At 71.2% G+C, this 15626-nt stretch carries 14 protein-coding genes and 1 pseudogene; 6 read left to right on the top strand and 9 right to left on the bottom strand.

Annotation, left to right across the window (positions count from 1 at the left end):
* Position 1 precedes the first annotated feature (1 nt).
* The 3 genes from VFV67_RS18515 to VFV67_RS18505 all read right to left on the bottom strand — a co-directional run bounded on the left by VFV67_RS18515 (position 2) and on the right by VFV67_RS18505 (position 3358).
* A complete protein-coding gene (locus tag VFV67_RS18515) occupies positions 2-1093 on the bottom strand; it encodes an XRE family transcriptional regulator (protein WP_326471593.1) in 1092 nt (363 codons plus the stop codon).
* The gene (locus VFV67_RS18510) at positions 1083-1706 is read right to left on the bottom strand and encodes a hypothetical protein (RefSeq protein WP_326471592.1); all 624 of its coding nucleotides are present in this window, start codon (positions 1704-1706) and stop codon (positions 1083-1085) included. The genes VFV67_RS18515 and VFV67_RS18510 overlap by 11 nt, the downstream gene beginning before the upstream one ends.
* Before the next feature lie 104 nt (positions 1707-1810).
* Positions 1811-3358 carry a M4 family metallopeptidase gene (locus VFV67_RS18505; protein WP_326471591.1) on the bottom strand — a complete coding sequence of 516 codons (1548 nt, stop codon included), beginning with the start codon at positions 3356-3358 and terminating at the stop codon, positions 1811-1813.
* 221 nt (positions 3359-3579) lie between these two features.
* Between VFV67_RS18505 and VFV67_RS18500 the strand changes: the two genes are divergently transcribed.
* The 3 genes and pseudogenes from VFV67_RS18500 to VFV67_RS18490 all read left to right on the top strand — a co-directional run.
* Positions 3580-4023: an SRPBCC family protein gene (locus tag VFV67_RS18500; RefSeq protein ID WP_326471589.1), complete on the top strand. Its 444-nt coding sequence runs from the start codon at positions 3580-3582 to the stop codon at positions 4021-4023.
* Positions 4020-4913: an NAD(P)-dependent oxidoreductase gene (locus tag VFV67_RS18495; protein WP_326471688.1), complete on the top strand. Its 894-nt coding sequence runs from the start codon at positions 4020-4022 to the stop codon at positions 4911-4913. Before VFV67_RS18500 ends, VFV67_RS18495 begins: the two co-directional genes overlap by 4 nt.
* Positions 4913-5458 (top strand): annotated as a pseudogene (locus VFV67_RS18490) (SDR family NAD(P)-dependent oxidoreductase); the annotation flags it as partial. The gene VFV67_RS18495 and the pseudogene VFV67_RS18490, both read left to right, overlap by 1 nt.
* Before the next feature lie 109 nt (positions 5459-5567).
* Here VFV67_RS18490 and VFV67_RS18485 read toward each other — a convergent pair.
* A complete protein-coding gene (locus VFV67_RS18485) occupies positions 5568-6338 on the bottom strand; it encodes a hypothetical protein (RefSeq protein WP_326471587.1) in 771 nt (256 codons plus the stop codon).
* 119 nt (positions 6339-6457) lie between these two features.
* Between VFV67_RS18485 and VFV67_RS18480 the strand changes: the two genes are divergently transcribed.
* Complete coding sequence (locus tag VFV67_RS18480; RefSeq protein ID WP_326471585.1) at positions 6458-8578, top strand: M14 family zinc carboxypeptidase; 2121 nt, start codon at positions 6458-6460, stop codon at positions 8576-8578.
* A gap of 68 nt (positions 8579-8646) precedes the next feature.
* The gene (locus tag VFV67_RS18475) at positions 8647-9642 is read left to right on the top strand and encodes a glutathione S-transferase family protein (protein ID WP_326471583.1); all 996 of its coding nucleotides are present in this window, start codon (positions 8647-8649) and stop codon (positions 9640-9642) included.
* Between the two features lie 4 nt (positions 9643-9646).
* Here the strand turns inward: VFV67_RS18475 and VFV67_RS18470 are convergent, their stop codons facing one another.
* Entirely contained in the window at positions 9647-9949 is a 303-nt protein-coding gene (locus tag VFV67_RS18470; protein ID WP_326471581.1) for a protealysin inhibitor emfourin, read from the bottom strand.
* Between the two features lie 8 nt (positions 9950-9957).
* A complete protein-coding gene (locus VFV67_RS18465; protein ID WP_326471579.1) occupies positions 9958-11016 on the bottom strand; it encodes a M4 family metallopeptidase in 1059 nt (352 codons plus the stop codon).
* A gap of 142 nt (positions 11017-11158) precedes the next feature.
* Between VFV67_RS18465 and VFV67_RS18460 the strand changes: the two genes are divergently transcribed.
* Complete coding sequence (locus VFV67_RS18460; protein WP_326471577.1) at positions 11159-11566, top strand: hypothetical protein; 408 nt, start codon at positions 11159-11161, stop codon at positions 11564-11566.
* A gap of 69 nt (positions 11567-11635) precedes the next feature.
* On the opposite strand, the gene VFV67_RS18455 is transcribed toward VFV67_RS18460, so the two are convergent.
* The 3 genes from VFV67_RS18455 to VFV67_RS18445 all read right to left on the bottom strand — a co-directional run bounded on the left by VFV67_RS18455 (position 11636) and on the right by VFV67_RS18445 (position 15523).
* The gene (locus VFV67_RS18455) at positions 11636-13249 is read right to left on the bottom strand and encodes a peroxidase family protein (RefSeq protein ID WP_326471575.1); all 1614 of its coding nucleotides are present in this window, start codon (positions 13247-13249) and stop codon (positions 11636-11638) included.
* A 393-nt stretch (positions 13250-13642) separates the two neighbouring features.
* Positions 13643-14875, bottom strand: a complete 1233-nt coding sequence (locus VFV67_RS18450; RefSeq protein WP_326471573.1) for an acetyl-CoA hydrolase/transferase family protein — start codon at positions 14873-14875, stop codon at positions 13643-13645.
* Between the two features lie 45 nt (positions 14876-14920).
* Positions 14921-15523, bottom strand: a complete 603-nt coding sequence (locus VFV67_RS18445; protein WP_414636287.1) for a DoxX family membrane protein — start codon at positions 15521-15523, stop codon at positions 14921-14923.
* Positions 15524-15626: the final 103 nt, after the last annotated feature.

Genomic DNA, 15626 nt, shown 5'->3' with positions numbered 1-15626 from the left:
GTCAGATGTCCAGGTGCACCAAGGGTCTTGGGTCGGTTGAGCCGACGATGGTGCGCACGTCGTCGAGCGGGAGGCAGGATTGCGCGGCGATGTGCGCGAGGGTGATGCCGGAGCGGGCGGCGACCTCGGCGGCGGTGGCCAGCAGGGTGGGGCGTTCCTCGGTGGGCAGCGGGTAGGGCTCGGTGCGGCGGCCGTAGGTTCGGTTCATGATCATGACGGCGCGGCGGTAGGCGGATTCGCTGATGACCTCGAGGGTTCGGGCGCGGTAGAGCAGGGCGGCGATGGAGACGCCCCATTCCTGTTTGAGCCGGGCGTAGGCGCCAAGGTCGAAGCGGCGCGGCAGGACGCGGAGCATGTGGGCGCGGGGCATCAGGAGCTCCGCGGCGAAGGCGTGCGCCTGGTGCTCCTGTTCGCCGCCGGGGTCGGCGTCGGGATGGCAGACCAGATGGCCGAGCTCGTGGGCGGCGTCGAAGCGGCTGCGGGCGGCGTCGGCCTTGTCGGTACCGAGAACCACGACCGGGCGGCGGCCCTGCGCGTGGCTGAACGCGTCGATACCCTTGTCCGCCACGGGAAGGCGGGCGACCAGGATGCCGTGCGCTTCGAGCTGGCGGACCAGGTGGCCGACCGGACCGTCCGGAAGGGACCATGCCGCACGGAGTTCGGCGGCGGCGCAGGCCAGCTCGTCGCGGGCGGCGTCCGGAGCAAGGGACCGGACGGGGACGACCGGATCGGGCAGGCGGACGTGCCGTTCGAGGACCTCGGCGATGTCGAGCACGATCTCCGACCACGCCCACGCCGACGCGCGGCCCTGGCGGGTGGTGGACCGCAGGCTGCGGAAGTGGGTGCCGTCCAGGCCGCCGGGGGAGATCGGGCGGCGGTGGAAGGCGAAGAACCCGGCGGAGACTCCGGTCGCGATCGCCAGCCGGGCCAACACGGCCGGCGTGGGACGGGTGCGGCCGATCTCGTACTGCGAGATCGCCGCGTGGCTCACCTCGACCCGGTCGGCCACCTCCCGGACGGTCAGGCCGGCGCGGAACCGCGCCAACCGCAACCGTTCCCCGGAGAATGCCGCCGCGGCCTCCTCAGCCCTCATCGGCCCGGGCACCCGGAACGACCGGGTGAGCCAGCAGTTCGAAGTCGGGCAGTGGCTGCTCGGCGTACCCGCGGACCGGCGGAACCGGCGACGCCGGAACGGAACGGTCGACCACGCCGTCGTCGATGCGCAGCAGCACCGACCAGACCAGGCGGTCGCCGCCGCCGAGCGCCAGCCGGCCGATGTGCACGGCGGTCTGGCCGGACTCCGGCGTGCCGCTCCACACCAGGTGCAGCACTGGCGACTCGGGCATCCCGTCGAAGGTGAGCTGCCCGCCGTTGCCGGCCGCCGCCCGGCGCCGCGCGGGCGAGGAGTCGGCGTCGAAGGCGCCCGGGTCGGACAGGTCGGTGCCGCGCGCCACCGCGAAGTGCAGCTCGATGCCGTCCCGCACGCCGACCAGCCCGGCCCCGCGGCGGAACACCCGGAACTTGTGCTCGGCAAGGACTTCGGCGGCCAGTTCGGTGCCGCGGTGGTAGCGGTCGGTGCCGAAGGTGAACCCGTTCGATCCGGGGTCGTTGTGGTGGGCCCGCGCCACCCGGTGGGCCTCGCGCCCACAGCCGACCAGCTTGCCGATCAGCTCGTCCTCGAGATCAACATCCTGCCCGATCCGCACGTCCCAACGTTAGCGCAACGTCGCGTCCGAAGTCGGTTTGTCAAGCGGCGTGTCGTGGAACGAGGCGGGCCGCCCGAGGGACGGCCCGCCTCGCCGGACCGGATCTAGCAGGTGGGCTCGCCTGCCTGGGCCGGAACGCTCACCGCGCTCCAGGCCGCCCGGACGGTGTTGAACTCGGTGCAGCCGTTGGGGAACAGCGCCCGCGCCGCCTGCAGGGTGGCCACCCGGGCCCGGGCGTGGGTCCACGCCGAGACCTTGCGCAGCAACCCGTTGTAGAAGATCTGCGCGGCCGCCTGGACACCGATGCCGGTGACCGTGGTGCCGTTGCAGGTCGGGCTGGCCGGGCCACCGGCCGGGTTGCTGCCCCTGGCGACCAGGTAGAACCAGTGGTTCTGCGGGCCGGCCGCGGCGTGCACCTCGGTGTTCGGGATCGCCGAGCTGAAGCAGTTCGGGTGCCCGCTGCGCAGCGACGGCTGGTACATGAACCGGATCGGACCGTTGCCGACCAGGTTGACCTCCTCGCCGACCTGGAAGTCCGCCGGGTCGTTGGGGTTGTTGGCGAAGGCCTCGGTGATCGCGCCGAAGATGTCACCGGTGGACTCGTTGAGCCCGCCCTTCTCGTTGCCGCCGCCACCGGAACCGCCCGGGGTGAACTGGAAGACGCCGTGCCCGAACTCGTGCGCGACGACGTCCATCGGGGTGACCTGGCGCTGGCCGTCGGAGGACCGGCCGAACGTGGCCGAACTGCCGTTCCAGAACGCGTTGGCCTGGGTAAGGCCCACGCGGGCCGGGAAGCCGGTGCCGCTGGTGCTGACCCCGGTGCGGCCCAACCAGGTCCGCATCATGTCCCACATGCGCTGGGCGGCGTAGAGCGCGTCCACGCATCCGGTTTCCAGGCTGGTACCCGATCCGTTGCCCCAGTTGTCATCGGGGCCGGTGAAGGTGGTCCCGCTGGTGTTGGTGCACCGGACGCCGGGCCGGGTGGGGTCGATCATCGAGAAGGACGTGGCGCTGTTCCGCTGGGTGGTGATGGTGACCGGGTTGCCGTTGTAGAAGCTGTTCCCGGTGCCGGCCTTGACATCGTCCCAACTGTCCAGCACCGCGCCGGTGTTGGCGTCCACGAACACGTGCAGGTTGCTCTCGTGCTCCGCGGTCGCGCCGGCGAGCACCACCTCGTAGGCGAGCGCGGGGGTGGCCCCGGCCAGGACCACGAGCCGCTGGTTCACCGAGTTCACCGTGGGAAGTTGCTTGCTGGCGATGGCCGCCGCGGCTTCCGGGCTCAGCTTCGCGGTGGTGTCCAACGCGATCGGCGTGGTGTCCGCGGTCACGGTGTCGCGCAGGTTGCCCAGCCCGTCGGTGACCACGACGGCGTCTCCGCCGACGACAACGAGATCGTGGTAGGACCGCTCGTACGCCGAGTAGAACAGGCCGCCGCCACCGGGGTAGAAGCCGACCCGGTCGAATGCCTGGTCGGGTCCCTTGGCCAGCCCGGTGCCCACGGCCGCCACCGCGTCGGCCGCCGCCGCGGCCACCGCGGCCGGTGCCGGCTGGGCCGCGGGAGCCGCCACGGCGGTGTTCGCCGGCAGCACCATTGCCACGGCGAGGCTGGCCGACGCGACCAGGCTCACCCCAATCCCTCGCTTGCGATTCATTGACATTTTCCTTCCGAAGGCGCACGCCAGTGCCCCGGCAGGGCAGGGAAAGGGCACTGACCGCCACGAATAGGCGCATTTCGAGTCAACGGGCAACAGGACTAAACGTCAATGCCTCGTTCGGCCCAGCCGAATAACTGTGAACCGAAATTCGGGCAAATCGCCGTGGAATTACCTAGGCGATTCCCCTAGGTGTTTCGGCGGGTTCTATCCTCGCCGGCATGGAGTGGAGCGCGTCGGTACCGATCTCGGCACCGCCGGAGGTGGTGTGGGCGGTCATGGCCGAGGTGGAGGCCTGGCCGGAGTGGACCGCGTCGGTCCGGTCGATCGTGCGGGTGGACCCGGGGCCGCTGCACGTGGGGCAGCGACTGCGGATCAGCCAGCCGCGGTTTCCCACCACGGTGTGGACGCTGACCGAGCTGGTCGAGCGGTCGGTGTTCGTCTGGGTGGCCGGCGGGCCGGGCGCACGGACCACCGCCCGGCACGAGCTCGAGCCGTCCGGCGCGGGCACCCTGGTCACGCTCCGGCTGACCCAGCAGGGTCCGCTCGGCCTGCTGGTCGGCGCGCTGAGCAGCAAGGTGACCAAGCGCTACCTGGAGCTGGAGTCCACCGGGCTGAAGCGGCGCAGCGAGGAGCGGGCCGCGGGCGTCGGGGAGCGCGGCTGAGAATCCTGCTGACCGGCTCGACCGGCAACGTCGGCTCGCACGTGCTGCCCGCGCTGCGGCAGCGCGGCCATGCCGTGCGCACGTTCGCCTTGCCCCGGCAGGACGTGACCGACCCGCACGCCGTCGCGGCCGCGGTCGCGGGCGTGGACGCGGTCGTCCACCTGGCCGCGATGATCCCGCCGGCCGCGCTGGAGCGGCCGGACCGGGCCCGGGCGGTCAACGTGGACGGCACCGCGAACGTCATCGCGGCCTGCCGGTCCCAGCCGCGCCCGCCCCGGCTGCTGTTCACCTCCACGTTCGACGTGCACGGCCGGACGATGAGCCGGCCGCCGCCGCGGCGGGTGGACGACCCGCTGGTGGCCACCGACCCGTACACCGCGCACAAGATCGAGTGCGAGCGGCTGGTCCGCGAGTCCGAACTGGACTGGGCCATCTTCCGGCTCACCGACGTGCCGGTGCTCGGCGCCCGCGCTCCGCACCCGATCATGTTCGAGATCGGCCTGGACAACCGGATCGAGGCGGTGCACGCCGCCGACGCCGCGCTGGCCGTGGCCGCGGCGCTGGAGACCCCGGCCGTGTGGGGTCGGGTGCTGTTCGTCGGCGGCGGGCCGTCCTGCCAGCTCAGCTACCGCGAGTACCTGGCCCGGCTGCTGGCCGCGATGGGCCTGGATCCGTTGCCGGACAGCGCGTTTCGCGACGCCGAGTACGTCACCGACTGGGTGGACAGCACCGAGAGCGAGGCGCTGCTGCACTACCAGCGGCACACGTTCGACGACATCGCGGCGGCCGTCGCGCGCGGCGCCGGCTGGCGCCGGCCGCTGGCGCGAGCGGTGCGCCCACTGGCCCGCCGGGCGCTGCTGCGGCTCTCGCCGTACCACGGGAGGCGCTGATGTGGGCGGTGGTGGTCGGCGCGTCCGACGGGATCGGCGCGGCCTTCGCCGCCGAACTGGCCGCCGGCGGGCGCGACCTGGTACTGGTGGCCCGGCGGGCGGGGCCGCTTGCGGCGCTGGCCGGCGAACTGCGCACCGCGCACGGCGGGCAGGTCCGGACGCTGTGCCTGGACGCGGCCACGCCGGCCGGGATCGCCGCGATCGCCGCGCTGCCCGAGGACGTTGACCTGCTGGTGTGCAACGCGGCGCTGGCCCCGGTCGCGCCGTTCCTCGAGCTGACCCCGGCACAACTGGACGCCATGGTGGACCTCAACTGCCGCTCGGCCGCGCACCTGGCGCACGCCTTCTGCGCCCGGTTCGTGGCCCGCGGTGGCGGTGGCATCGTGCTGCTCGGCTCGATGGCCGGCGAGCAGGGTGCGGCCCTGGTCGCGCACTACGCGGCGACCAAGGCCTACCTGCGGGTGCTGGCCGAGGGGCTGTGGGCGGAACTGCGCCCGCACCGGGTCGACGTGCTGGCCTGTTGCCCCGGTCTGGTGCGCACGCCGACCTACGAGCGAAGCGGCGCCGCCCCGGCCGGGTGGCTGCTGCCCGGCCCGATGGCGCCGAGGGCGGTGGCCCGCGCGGCGCTGCGCGCCCTCGGCCGGCGGCCGGTGGTCATCCCTGGCCGGCGGAACCGGCTGCTGGCGTGGGCGGCGCGACTGCCGTCCCGGCGGCGGGTGGTGACACTGGCTTCGGCGCGGACCGCCAGGATGTACCGTCCGGAATCTCGTCCCACGGCTCCGGCGGACGAATCGCCCGGGTGACCGAGTTGCCGACCCTGGCCAGCGTGGCACCGATCCGCTCGCGCAGCGGCGTCGGGGCCGATCCGTCGGGGCGCGGCAGCCGCAGGTGGTGGCCGATCAGCGAGCCGTAGATGCTCAGCGTTTGGCCGACCGTGGCGAAGTCCAGCGTGCTGACCATCGAGTCGAGCAGCCCGAACGGCACGGACAGCGGCAGCACGCCGCGGGCGTACTCCACCGCATACACCCCGGTGGTGAAGTTCATTCCCCGGGACTGGTTCGGACCGACGTAGACCCGGTCGCCCGGCCGGTACTCGCGGCGCTCGAACTGGCCCTCGCCGTAGTACCACATCTCGCCGTCGAGCACGGTGTCCCAGAACCCGACCGCGTGCCGCCCGGAGTGCCCCTCGGACCCGATCGGCGTCCCCCAGATCATCACGTACTCGAACGCGGAGGCGTAGTACACCTTCATCTGGATCATCGCCCCGCCGGCGTTGCTGAAGATCCACGGCTGGTCGTTGTCCAGCCGTCCCGGATACCGCTGCGCCATCGCGTCGACGAACGCGTCGAACATGGCCGGCTTGGGCAGGCCGAGCCCGGTCATCGCGCACTCGTGGATCACACCGGGATCGAAGACGTACCTCATCCGCCGCTCCTTCGAATCGGGTACCAGTCCCCGCATTATTCGCCGACGATCGGCCCTTGACTGCTCCCCTGGCCGGAGCAGGGTTGGCAATTACCAACCCCTGCGAGCTGGGAGATGCCATGACGCAGCGACGATGGTGGGCCGCGGCCACCGCGGCGGTCCTGCTGACCACGGTGACGGCCGGCGTGAACATGCCGGCCGGAGCCGAGACCGCACCGGAGGTGCTGGCCGCCGGCGAGACCGGCCTGGTCCGGATGCGGCTGCCGGACGAGACGATGCTCCACAACCTGATCGCCGGCGGCGCGGACCTCGCGGCCCGGCCGAGACTCGGCTCCGAGGTGCTGGTGGATCTCGTGGTCTCGGACCGGGAGTTACGCGAGCTGACCGCGCTCGGCGCCGAGACCGTGCAGCTCATCGCCAGGGAACGGGACGGATCGGCGCGGTTCGCGGAGAGCGTGGCCGCCGCGGAGGCCAAGCGGCGCACCGGGGTCGAGGTGCTCGGCCGCGGCGCGGACGGGACCGCGATCGCCGCGGACACCCTGCACTTCCTGTCCGCCTACTGGTGGACCACCGGCGGGCAGACGTTCGTGCAGACCCAGGTGGCCACCACCGCGATCAGCGACCCGGCCGTGGAGATCACGGTGACCTGGCGGACCGCCGACGGAACCACCGGTTCCTATCCGCTGCAACGGTTCTCCGACGCCGGCGAGTACCAGTACCACGTCGCGCTGCCCCGGCCGCTGCCCGCGCGCCCGGTGCAGCTGACCGCGACCTCCAGCCTCGGCGGCAGCCGGACCACCACCCCGTTCGCCTGGCCCGGAGCCACTCCCCCGGCCCCGCCCGCCGGGTACCAGAAGGACTTCATCGACGCGTACCTGACCCCGACCGACATCCGGGCCCGGATCGCCCGGCTGGCCCGGCAGTACCCGGACCTGGCCGAGGTGATCAACCTGCCGAACCCCACCCAGGGCTACCGGCGCACCGCCTCGGGTTACCTGGGTAACCCGGCCACCGCGGCGATCGTGGTGGAGACGGTCCGGTTCGGCGACCAGGGCGAGAACGGCCTGCAGGTCCGCACGGTCGATCCCGGCGCGGCCAACCGGCCGCTGTCCGCCCAGCTGCGCGACCGGGTGCTGACCGTGTCGCTGGCCACCGATGCCTCCGGCGCGGTGATCAGCACCACCGACCAGGTGGCGGCCTACATCTCGGCCCGGTGGCCGCAGCGGTTCCGGGCCTTCGCGGAGAACGGCTCGGCCGGGCTGCCGATGCCGGTGGCCGGTCCGGTCCGGCTCACCGACGGGCTGGACGCGCCGGCCGGCGTGCCGCACCGGCCGTGGACCGTGCAGGCGCTGCGCATCGGCGTGCACCGGGACGGCTCCCGGATCGGCGTGCTCACCTACTCCCAGGAGCACGCCCGGGAGTGGGCCACCCCGCTGGTGACCATGGAGTTCGCCGAGCGGCTGCTGGCCAACTACGCCACCCACGCCGAGACCCGCGCGCTGCTGGAGCAGGTGGACGTGTTCGTGCTGCCCATGGTCAACCCGGACGGCGCGAACTACTCGTTCTACGACTTCAACTTCCAGCGCAAGAACCTGGTCAACCACTGCACCGGAACGACCCGCGACCCGGCGAACGCCAACTCGTGGGGCGTCGACATCAACCGCAACTACGCGGTCGGCTCGATGTTCGACGGCTTCTTCGGGGCCAGCGCCAACTGCCTGTCCGGCACCTACGCCGGCCTGGCCGAGGAGTCGGAGACGGAGAGCCGCAACCTGGTCGCGCTGGCCAGGGCGCACCCGAACATCAAGTTCGGGATGAACGTGCACAGCTACGGCGGGTACTTCATGTGGCCGCCCGGCGCGTACGTGGTGCCCGGCCGGATCCCCCTGCCGCGGCCGTCGATCGAGGAGTCCGCGCTGTTCCAGGCCAGCGCCAAGCGGATCGTCGGCGCCATCTCGGCAAGCCGGGGCACGGTGACCTGGCCGTCGCAGACCGGCCCGGTGGCCGACGTGCTGTACTCGGCGGCCGGCAACTCCGCCGACCAGCTGTACTACGAGAACGGCATCTTCGCCTGGGACTTCGAGGTCGGCAACGACCGGTGGAACCCGGCCACCCAGGAGTGGGAGGCGGTCGGCTTCCAGCCGCCGTTCACGGAGGCGCACGCGGAGTCGCAGGAGTACGCCGACGGGCTGTTCGAGCTGCTCCGGGTGGCGCGCGACTACGCGCAGGCCACCGGCTGACCGGCGGCGACCCGGCGTCCACACCGGACACCCGTCCGGGTGGGCGCCGGGTGCGCGATGATGGACGCATGGCTGACAGCGGCGAGTTCACCAGGGACATGCGCTACATCGCGACCCGGATCACCGCCGACGGGCGGGACGGGTACCCGGTCGAGCCGGGGCGGTACCGGCTGGTGGTCAGCCGGGCCTGCCCGTGGGCGAACCGGGCGGTGATCGCGCGCCGGCTGCTCGGCCTCGAGCCGGCGCTGTCCATGGGCATCGCCGGGCCAACGCACGACAAGCGGAGCTGGACGTTCGACCTGGACCCGGGCGGGCGGGATCCGGTGCTCGGCATCGAACGGCTGCAGGACGCCTTCTTCGCGCGCTTCCCCGGCTACGAGCGGGGAATCACCGTGCCGGCCATCGTGGACGTTCCGACCGGACAGGTGGTGACCAACGACTTCGCGCGGATCACGCTGGACCTGTCCACCGAGTGGACCGCCCTGCACCGGTCCGGTGCCCCCGAGCTGTATCCCGACGCGCTGCGGGCCGAGATCGACGAGGTGAACGAGGTGGTGTTCGCCGATGTCAACAACGGCGTGTACCAGGCCGGGTTCGCCAGCGGCCAGGAGGCCTACGAGCGCGCGTACCACCGGCTGTTCGACCGCCTGGACTGGCTGTCCGAGCGGCTGGCCGGACAGCGCTACCTGGTCGGCGACACGATCACCGAGGCCGACCTGCGGCTGTTCCCCACGCTGGTTCGGTTCGACGCCGTGTACCACGGGCATTTCAAGTGCAACCGGAACAAGCTGACCGAGCTGCCGGTGCTCTGGGCCTATGCCCGGGATCTGTTCCAGACACCGGGTTTCGGCGACACCATCGACTTCGACCACATCAAGCGGCACTACTACGAGGTGCACCGGACCATCAACCCGACCGGCATCGTGCCGGCCGGCCCGGACCTGTCCGGTTGGCTCACCCCACACGGCCGCGAGTCGCTCGGCGGCCGCCCGTTCGGCGACGGCACCCCGCCGCCACCCCCGAGCCCGGCGGAGACCGTGCCGCCGGAACACACGGTGGCGTAGCGGGTCAGCCCGGCGGGCCGATCGACTCCGTGCGGCCGGGCACGGTGTCCAGCCAGGTGAGCAGGGCGCGGACGTCGTCGGGGAGGTCCGGGTCGGCGACCAGCACGGTGTGCGTGGCGCCGTTCTCCTCCACGGCGATCTCGATGATCTCGGCGTCCGGACGCGGGGCGTGCTCCGGGGGGCACAGGGTGCGCAGGCCCGACCCGGCCACGGTGGACCGCAGGGTGGCGGCGTCGGCCGGGGACAGCGCCGCCTCGTCCACCGTGGTGGTCCGGACGAGTCCGGCGAACCCGCCGCCGCGGGTCACAGAGATTCTCAGAGAACCCCGACCTCCTCCCAGGCGCGGCGGACCGCGGTCTCGGTCTCGTGGCCCTTACCGTACAGCGCCACGGCGGAGTCGATGGTGGCGTTGGCGGCGTCGACGAACTGGGAGTCCGGGCCGAGGCCGTTCACCAAGGCGTGGTACCAGATCGGACCGGCGTGCTCCCAGCTGTGCCCGCCGAGCTTGGTGGCCGCCAGGTAGAACGCCTTGTTCGGGATGCCCGAGTTGATGTGCACGCCGCCGTGGTCGTTGCGCGGGTTGCCGTCGTCGGGCAGGTCCTTGAAGTCGTTCATGTGCGCCGGCTGCGAGTCGTGCTCGAACGCGGTGCCGGGGGCCTTCATCGAGCGCAGCGCCTCGCCGCGGATCTCCGACCCGAGGATGCCCTCGCCGATCAGCCAGTCGGCCTGATCGGCGGTCTCGCCCGCGACGAACTGCTTCACCACGGCGCCGAGCACGTCGGCGAACGACTCGTTGAGCGCACCGGACTGCTTGCGGTAGCGCAGCCCGGCGGTGAACTGCACCACGCCGTGCGTGATCTCGTGCGCGACCACGGCGATGTCCTTGGTCAGGCTGCCGACCGCAAGGAAGCGGCCACTTCCGTCCCCGTACACCATTTGTGAGCCGTTCCAGAACGCGTTGTCGAACGCGGTTCCGAAATGGACCGAGGACACCAACTCCATGCCGATCCCGTCGACGCTTTCCCGGCGCAGCACGTCGCGGTAGAAGTCGTGGGTCCGGTCGGCGTGGTCGAACGCCTGGTTCACCGCGACGTCGGCCACCGGGTCGTCGCCCTCGCCGCGCGCCCGGGTGCCCGGCAGATCCTCGCTGCCGGCCAGGTCGTACACGGTCTTGCGTTCCTCGGCCGTCGGGTTGAGCCCGCGCAGGCCGGCGACATCCACGCCGAGCAGGCGGACGACATCGGTCAGCGCGGTACGCCGGGACCGCAGCCCGGCGGACATCTCGATGGTGTTCATCGCGGTGCGGCGCGCCTCGGCGTCGCCCCGCTCGGCGGCTTCCAGCAGGACCACCTGCGGGAGAATGAAGCAAATCATCGGGTCCACCCCTCTGCGAACGTCATGCAAAGTGGTGTCGCCGGAGCGCCGAATTTCGTTAGCGCCGGGGCGGGTGCGAAAACGGAACTTTCCACCCCGAACGCGCTTGTCGGCCGGGCCGGCCGAACGTCACCGTGAGCGCATGAACGAACTCGCACCCCAGAAAACGTCCATCCCGGGCCGACTCGTCGGCATCATGATCATTGCCGTGTTCCAGGCGCTGGCCAACGGTTTCCTCGGCTTCGTCATCCTGGACGCGGTGAGCAGCCGGGCCAGTCACGGCGCGTCGGTGGACGGCGCCGGCCTGGTGTACTTCATCGGCTATCTGTCCATTGTCGTCGCGGTGACATTGTTGGTGTGCGCCGCGCTGACCCCGGCCCGGTTCACCTGGGTCCGGCCGACCATCATCACGGTCGAGTCGCTCGGCCTGATCGGCGGCGTGATCAACCTGTTCAGCGGTCAGATCCTCGCGGTGGCCGGGATCGCGCTGGCGATCGGCGTGATCGTCTCGCTGAACCGCGACGAGGCCCGGGAGTGGTTCACCCGGTGAGACCCGCTCTGGGGTGGGTTCGGCCGTGCGGGCGCAGGGTTACCCGCACGGCCGGAGCGGGGTAGCACCCTACGGCTGCTCGTTACGGGTAGCCGGATCGACCCGGGCCCACCGCAGCATGTCAGTGATCTTGAAGTTGCCCGGGGTGGTGCTGGGCAACGTCGGACGGAAGTTGTTGTTCAGGTAGGAGAACTCGTCGAGCTGGAGCAGCCCGATGATCGTCTCGGCGACGATCCGGCCGCCCACCGGTCCCAGCCGCACGCCCTGGTTGACCACCTGCGCCTCGCGCAGGATGTAGTACCAGAGCGGGGTGCTGGAATCCAGGCCGAGGTTGTAGGTGCGCAACTCGGGGAAGTTGCTCGAGGCCAGGATCGGGGAACCGGTGGCCTGGGCGATCCGCTGACCGGACGGCATGGACCAGGTCATGTGCCGGAGCAGGTTGCGCTGCGGCAACGAGATCGGTGGGGTCCGGCTGGAGATGGTGGCCAGCGGCAGCCGGAACAGCGGCGTGGAGATGTTCGTGTCGATCAGCTTGTTCGGCCGGGTGTGCTGGGTGAACTGGCCGCCGAAGTCGAAGAACGTCTCCCAGCCGATGAACCGCCGGGTGGCCCGCGCGCCGCCGCGCAGGTCGACCGGGTTGGACTGGCCCTCGCCGGCCGGGTCGAAGATGAACCCGAAGAAGGCCGGTGCGCCGGTCGCCGCACTTCCACTCGGGTCGCCGGACCGGTTCGCCCGGTAGGACGGACGGACCATGCTGTGGCCGAACCGGTAGGCCCCGGTCTGGAACTCCACCGGCATGGACGGCTGGTTGAACCGGTACCAGCGCCTGCCGTTGCGCAGGATGTCGTTGACCAGCGACGAGCCGACGACCTGCGGCAGGAACTCGTTGACCACGAGCCACTGCCAGTGGTGGATGATCATGCGCCGGGCGAAGAACCAGACGTCGTTGGGCTGACCCTGCTGCCGCAGGAGATCCACGGCCCGGTTGTGCGCCAACTGGAACGCGACCTGCAGGCCGGAGATCATCATGTTCTCGTCGTTGCGCGGGTCGGCGATGACCGCGGAGCGGTCGCTGGTGTTGCGGATCAGGTCCTCGAACCGCCCGCCGGAGCTGATCCGGAACTTGGCCCGGTCGTTGGGGTCGTACAGGTTCGGGCTGACCGACGGGCCGCCGCCGAACACCGAGTCCAGGTCCAGCCGGGCGTCCCGGACGTTGGTCGTGGCCGCCGGCTCGGCCGGGGTGCCGAGCGGGGAACTGGCGTCGAACGTGATGTCGTGGTCGAGGAACTGGCCGACGAACGTGGTGCCGGCGGTCATGTTCGCGATGTTCTGGTCGACGTTGCGCGGGCTGAGCCCGGGTTCGGTGATCAGGCGGACCGGTCCCACCTCGAGCGGGTCCCGGGCGTCCATGACCCCGCCCAGCTTGCCGATGTCGTTCATGGCGTTGCGAACGGCGGTCGAGCGCGGGTCGGCGAACGAGGGCAGGTTGAACATCCGGCTGAACCGCGGGTCGGGGGCGGCGGCGACCGCGGGGCCCTCGGTCTGCGCGGCGGCCGGGTCGATGTCGTTGATGAACATCGCACCGGCGGCGGCCCCCGCCACCCCGGCGCCGACTCCGCCGAGGAATCGCCGGCGCCCAATACCGGATTCAGGGTTGCTGGATACGTCTTCGTTGACGGACATTTAGGTTTCCCTCTCGGCAGTGTTGAGGAAGAGGGGTAGGCCACTCCTCACCCCGCCAAGACTGGTGATCGCGATGCACTCTCCGCAATATTGAATCGATTCTGTTTTATCCCCTTGGGGGGCGGTGCATAAATAGTTGTGATGGCCGTCGTGAATATATTGACGGCTCAACTGATTACCCACAGATAAGCCCCCGGGGGTTTATACAAGATCGATGACAACGTTGTCAGCGGCCGCCGAATCCCCGCAAACCAGTCATCGCGGCACCAACATCCGCCGCGTGAAACTACCGACAAAGATCCGGAAGTTCCGCTGCCGCGGGTGACCCGCAGCAAATTTAGGGTATTCTTTGCCGGCCGGCGCGGCTTTTTCCTGTCCGGAATGGAACATCGGTCAGGGCAGCCGCAATCCAAATTGCCGGGCGGCGTCGATCAGCTCGGACCGGGCGGTCGGATGGGCGACGTACTCAATGATTTGGCGGGCCTGCTCGCCGCTGTCGTTTCCCCAGATCGTGGCCGTGCCCTGCTCGGTGACGATGAAGCTGTGCTGGAACGAGGTGACCGGGCCGGCCAGCCGGGGAACCACGGTGGACACGTCGGCCCGGGGATGCCAGGACGGCAGCGCGATCACCGCCCGCCCGCCGGGCGAGTGCAGGGCGCCGACCACGAAATCGGTCTGCCCCCCGAATCCGGAGTAGATCACGCCGTGCACCCGGCTGGCGTTGGCCTGCCCGTACAGATCGACCTGCAGCGCGCTGTTCACCGAGACCAGCCCGCGCTGCCGGGCGATCAGGCCGGGATCATTGGTCTTCTCGGTGCGCAGCAACCGAATCCGGGGGTTGCGGTCCACCCATGCGTAGAGTTCGGCGGTGCCGAACACGAACGATGCGGTGATCGGGGTCTCCGGATCGAGCGCACCGGCCCGCTCCAGCCCGAGCACCCCGTCGCTGAACATCTCCGACCACACCGCGAGCCCGCGCCGGGTGGTCAGCGCGGCCAGCACCGCGTCCGGCACCGCGCCGATGCCCAGTTGCAGGGTCGCGCCGTGGTCGACCAGGCCGGCCACCCGCTCACCGATCGTGTGCGAGACCTCGCTCGGCGGGCGCGGCACCGGCGAGGCGAGCGGCTCGTCCACCTCGATCGCGTAGTCGATCTCGTCGACCGGCAGCACCGCGTCGCCGTAGGTGTAGGGCATGTTCCGGTTGACCGAGGCCACCACCAGCCCGCCCCGGGCCCGGACCGCCTCGATGGCCGCCGGCAGCACGTTGACCTCGGTGCCCAGCGAGACCGTGCCGTCCACCGGGGTCGTGGTGTGCACCAGCACGATGTCCGGCCGCAGCGATCCGGCGAGCAGGTGCGGCACCAGGGACAGCCGGGACGGGAAGTAGCGCAGCCCGGGCCGGCGGCGCATGCCCGGGCCGACGAACGGGGTCTCCAGGATCACGCCGTCCCGATCCGGCATCCCCGGCTGGGCGTTGAGCGCGAACAGCCGGTACTCGGGCAGCGTCTTGTCCAGCACCTCCAGCGCCAGCCGGGGGGTCGCGAAGTTCCCGCTGACCACCACCCGGGGCCGGGCGGCCACACCGGACAGCACGGTCGCGAGCCGCGACTCGGACACCACCCGCATCAGACCCCCCGCCCCGGCGACGCGCCGTCGATGATCGGCGAGGGTTCAGAGTAGCCAGCGGTTGCGCTGCACGATCCCCAGCTCCGCCCAGCGCCGGCCCAGGCCCCACCGGTGGCCGGCAAGGGTCATCGCCATAGTGATCATGACAAGGGCGTAGATGACGTGGTAGTCGATGAACGGGTTGGTGGAACCGGTCGGCTCACCGGCGTTGTTGATCTTGGCTGGCGGCCACTCGGCCAGCCACATCATCGCCATCAGTATCGTGCCGCCGACCGCGGCGACGCGCAGCCCGATGCCGAGCACCAGCGCCGCGCCGAGGCCGAGCAGCCCGAGCATGAACAGCCAGTCGGCCCACCAGGTGCCCGCCATGCCCCGGAACATCGACGCGAACGGGCCCTGGTCGATCGAGCCGAGGAACCCGCGCGTCGGCGAGCCGCCGTTGATCCAGGCACGGGCCCCGGGCGTCGAGTAGCCGAGGCCGAACAGCTTGTCCAGGAAGGCCCAGGCGAACACCAGGCCGAGGGCGATCCGCAGGGTGGCCAGCATCCGGTCCGCGCCGGCCGCCCAGCCGGAGGGCGGGGTCTGCGCGGTGGCTTCCGGGGGGCGCTCCGGCGTGGGTGTCACGGTGGCCTGCACCGTCGGGTCCATGGCATCAGGGCCAGCGTCCGCGGCGCGTGGGCCGGGCATGCTCTTGCCGGTCTGGGGGGCTTCCTTGCTCGGGGTCGACATCATGGCCTCCGTCCGTCGACAC

It is taken from the genome of Actinophytocola sp. (assembly GCF_035762905.1).
Lineage (GTDB): Bacteria > Actinomycetota > Actinomycetes > Mycobacteriales > Pseudonocardiaceae > DASYTH01.
The sequence above is the reverse complement of the archived record's forward strand: the minus strand, read 5'-3'. Positions and strand labels throughout refer to the sequence as shown.

Coding starts and splice junctions, on each gene's coding strand:
- VFV67_RS18460 (WP_326471577.1), top strand. CDS start 11,159: ATGAACGAACTCGCACCCCAGAAAACGTCCATCCCGGGCCGACTCGTC.
- VFV67_RS18500 (WP_326471589.1), top strand. CDS start 3,580: ATGGAGTGGAGCGCGTCGGTACCGATCTCGGCACCGCCGGAGGTGGTG.
- VFV67_RS18515 (WP_326471593.1), bottom strand. CDS start 1,093: ATGAGGGCTGAGGAGGCCGCGGCGGCATTCTCCGGGGAACGGTTGCGG.
- VFV67_RS18455 (WP_326471575.1), bottom strand. CDS start 13,249: ATGTCCGTCAACGAAGACGTATCCAGCAACCCTGAATCCGGTATTGGG.
- VFV67_RS18505 (WP_326471591.1), bottom strand. CDS start 3,358: ATGAATCGCAAGCGAGGGATTGGGGTGAGCCTGGTCGCGTCGGCCAGC.
- VFV67_RS18480 (WP_326471585.1), top strand. CDS start 6,458: ATGACGCAGCGACGATGGTGGGCCGCGGCCACCGCGGCGGTCCTGCTG.
- VFV67_RS18485 (WP_326471587.1), bottom strand. CDS start 6,338: ATGAGGTACGTCTTCGATCCCGGTGTGATCCACGAGTGCGCGATGACC.
- VFV67_RS18450 (WP_326471573.1), bottom strand. CDS start 14,875: ATGCGGGTGGTGTCCGAGTCGCGGCTCGCGACCGTGCTGTCCGGTGTG.
- VFV67_RS18445 (WP_414636287.1), bottom strand. CDS start 15,523: ATGGACCCGACGGTGCAGGCCACCGTGACACCCACGCCGGAGCGCCCC.
- VFV67_RS18465 (WP_326471579.1), bottom strand. CDS start 11,016: ATGATTTGCTTCATTCTCCCGCAGGTGGTCCTGCTGGAAGCCGCCGAG.
- VFV67_RS18475 (WP_326471583.1), top strand. CDS start 8,647: ATGGCTGACAGCGGCGAGTTCACCAGGGACATGCGCTACATCGCGACC.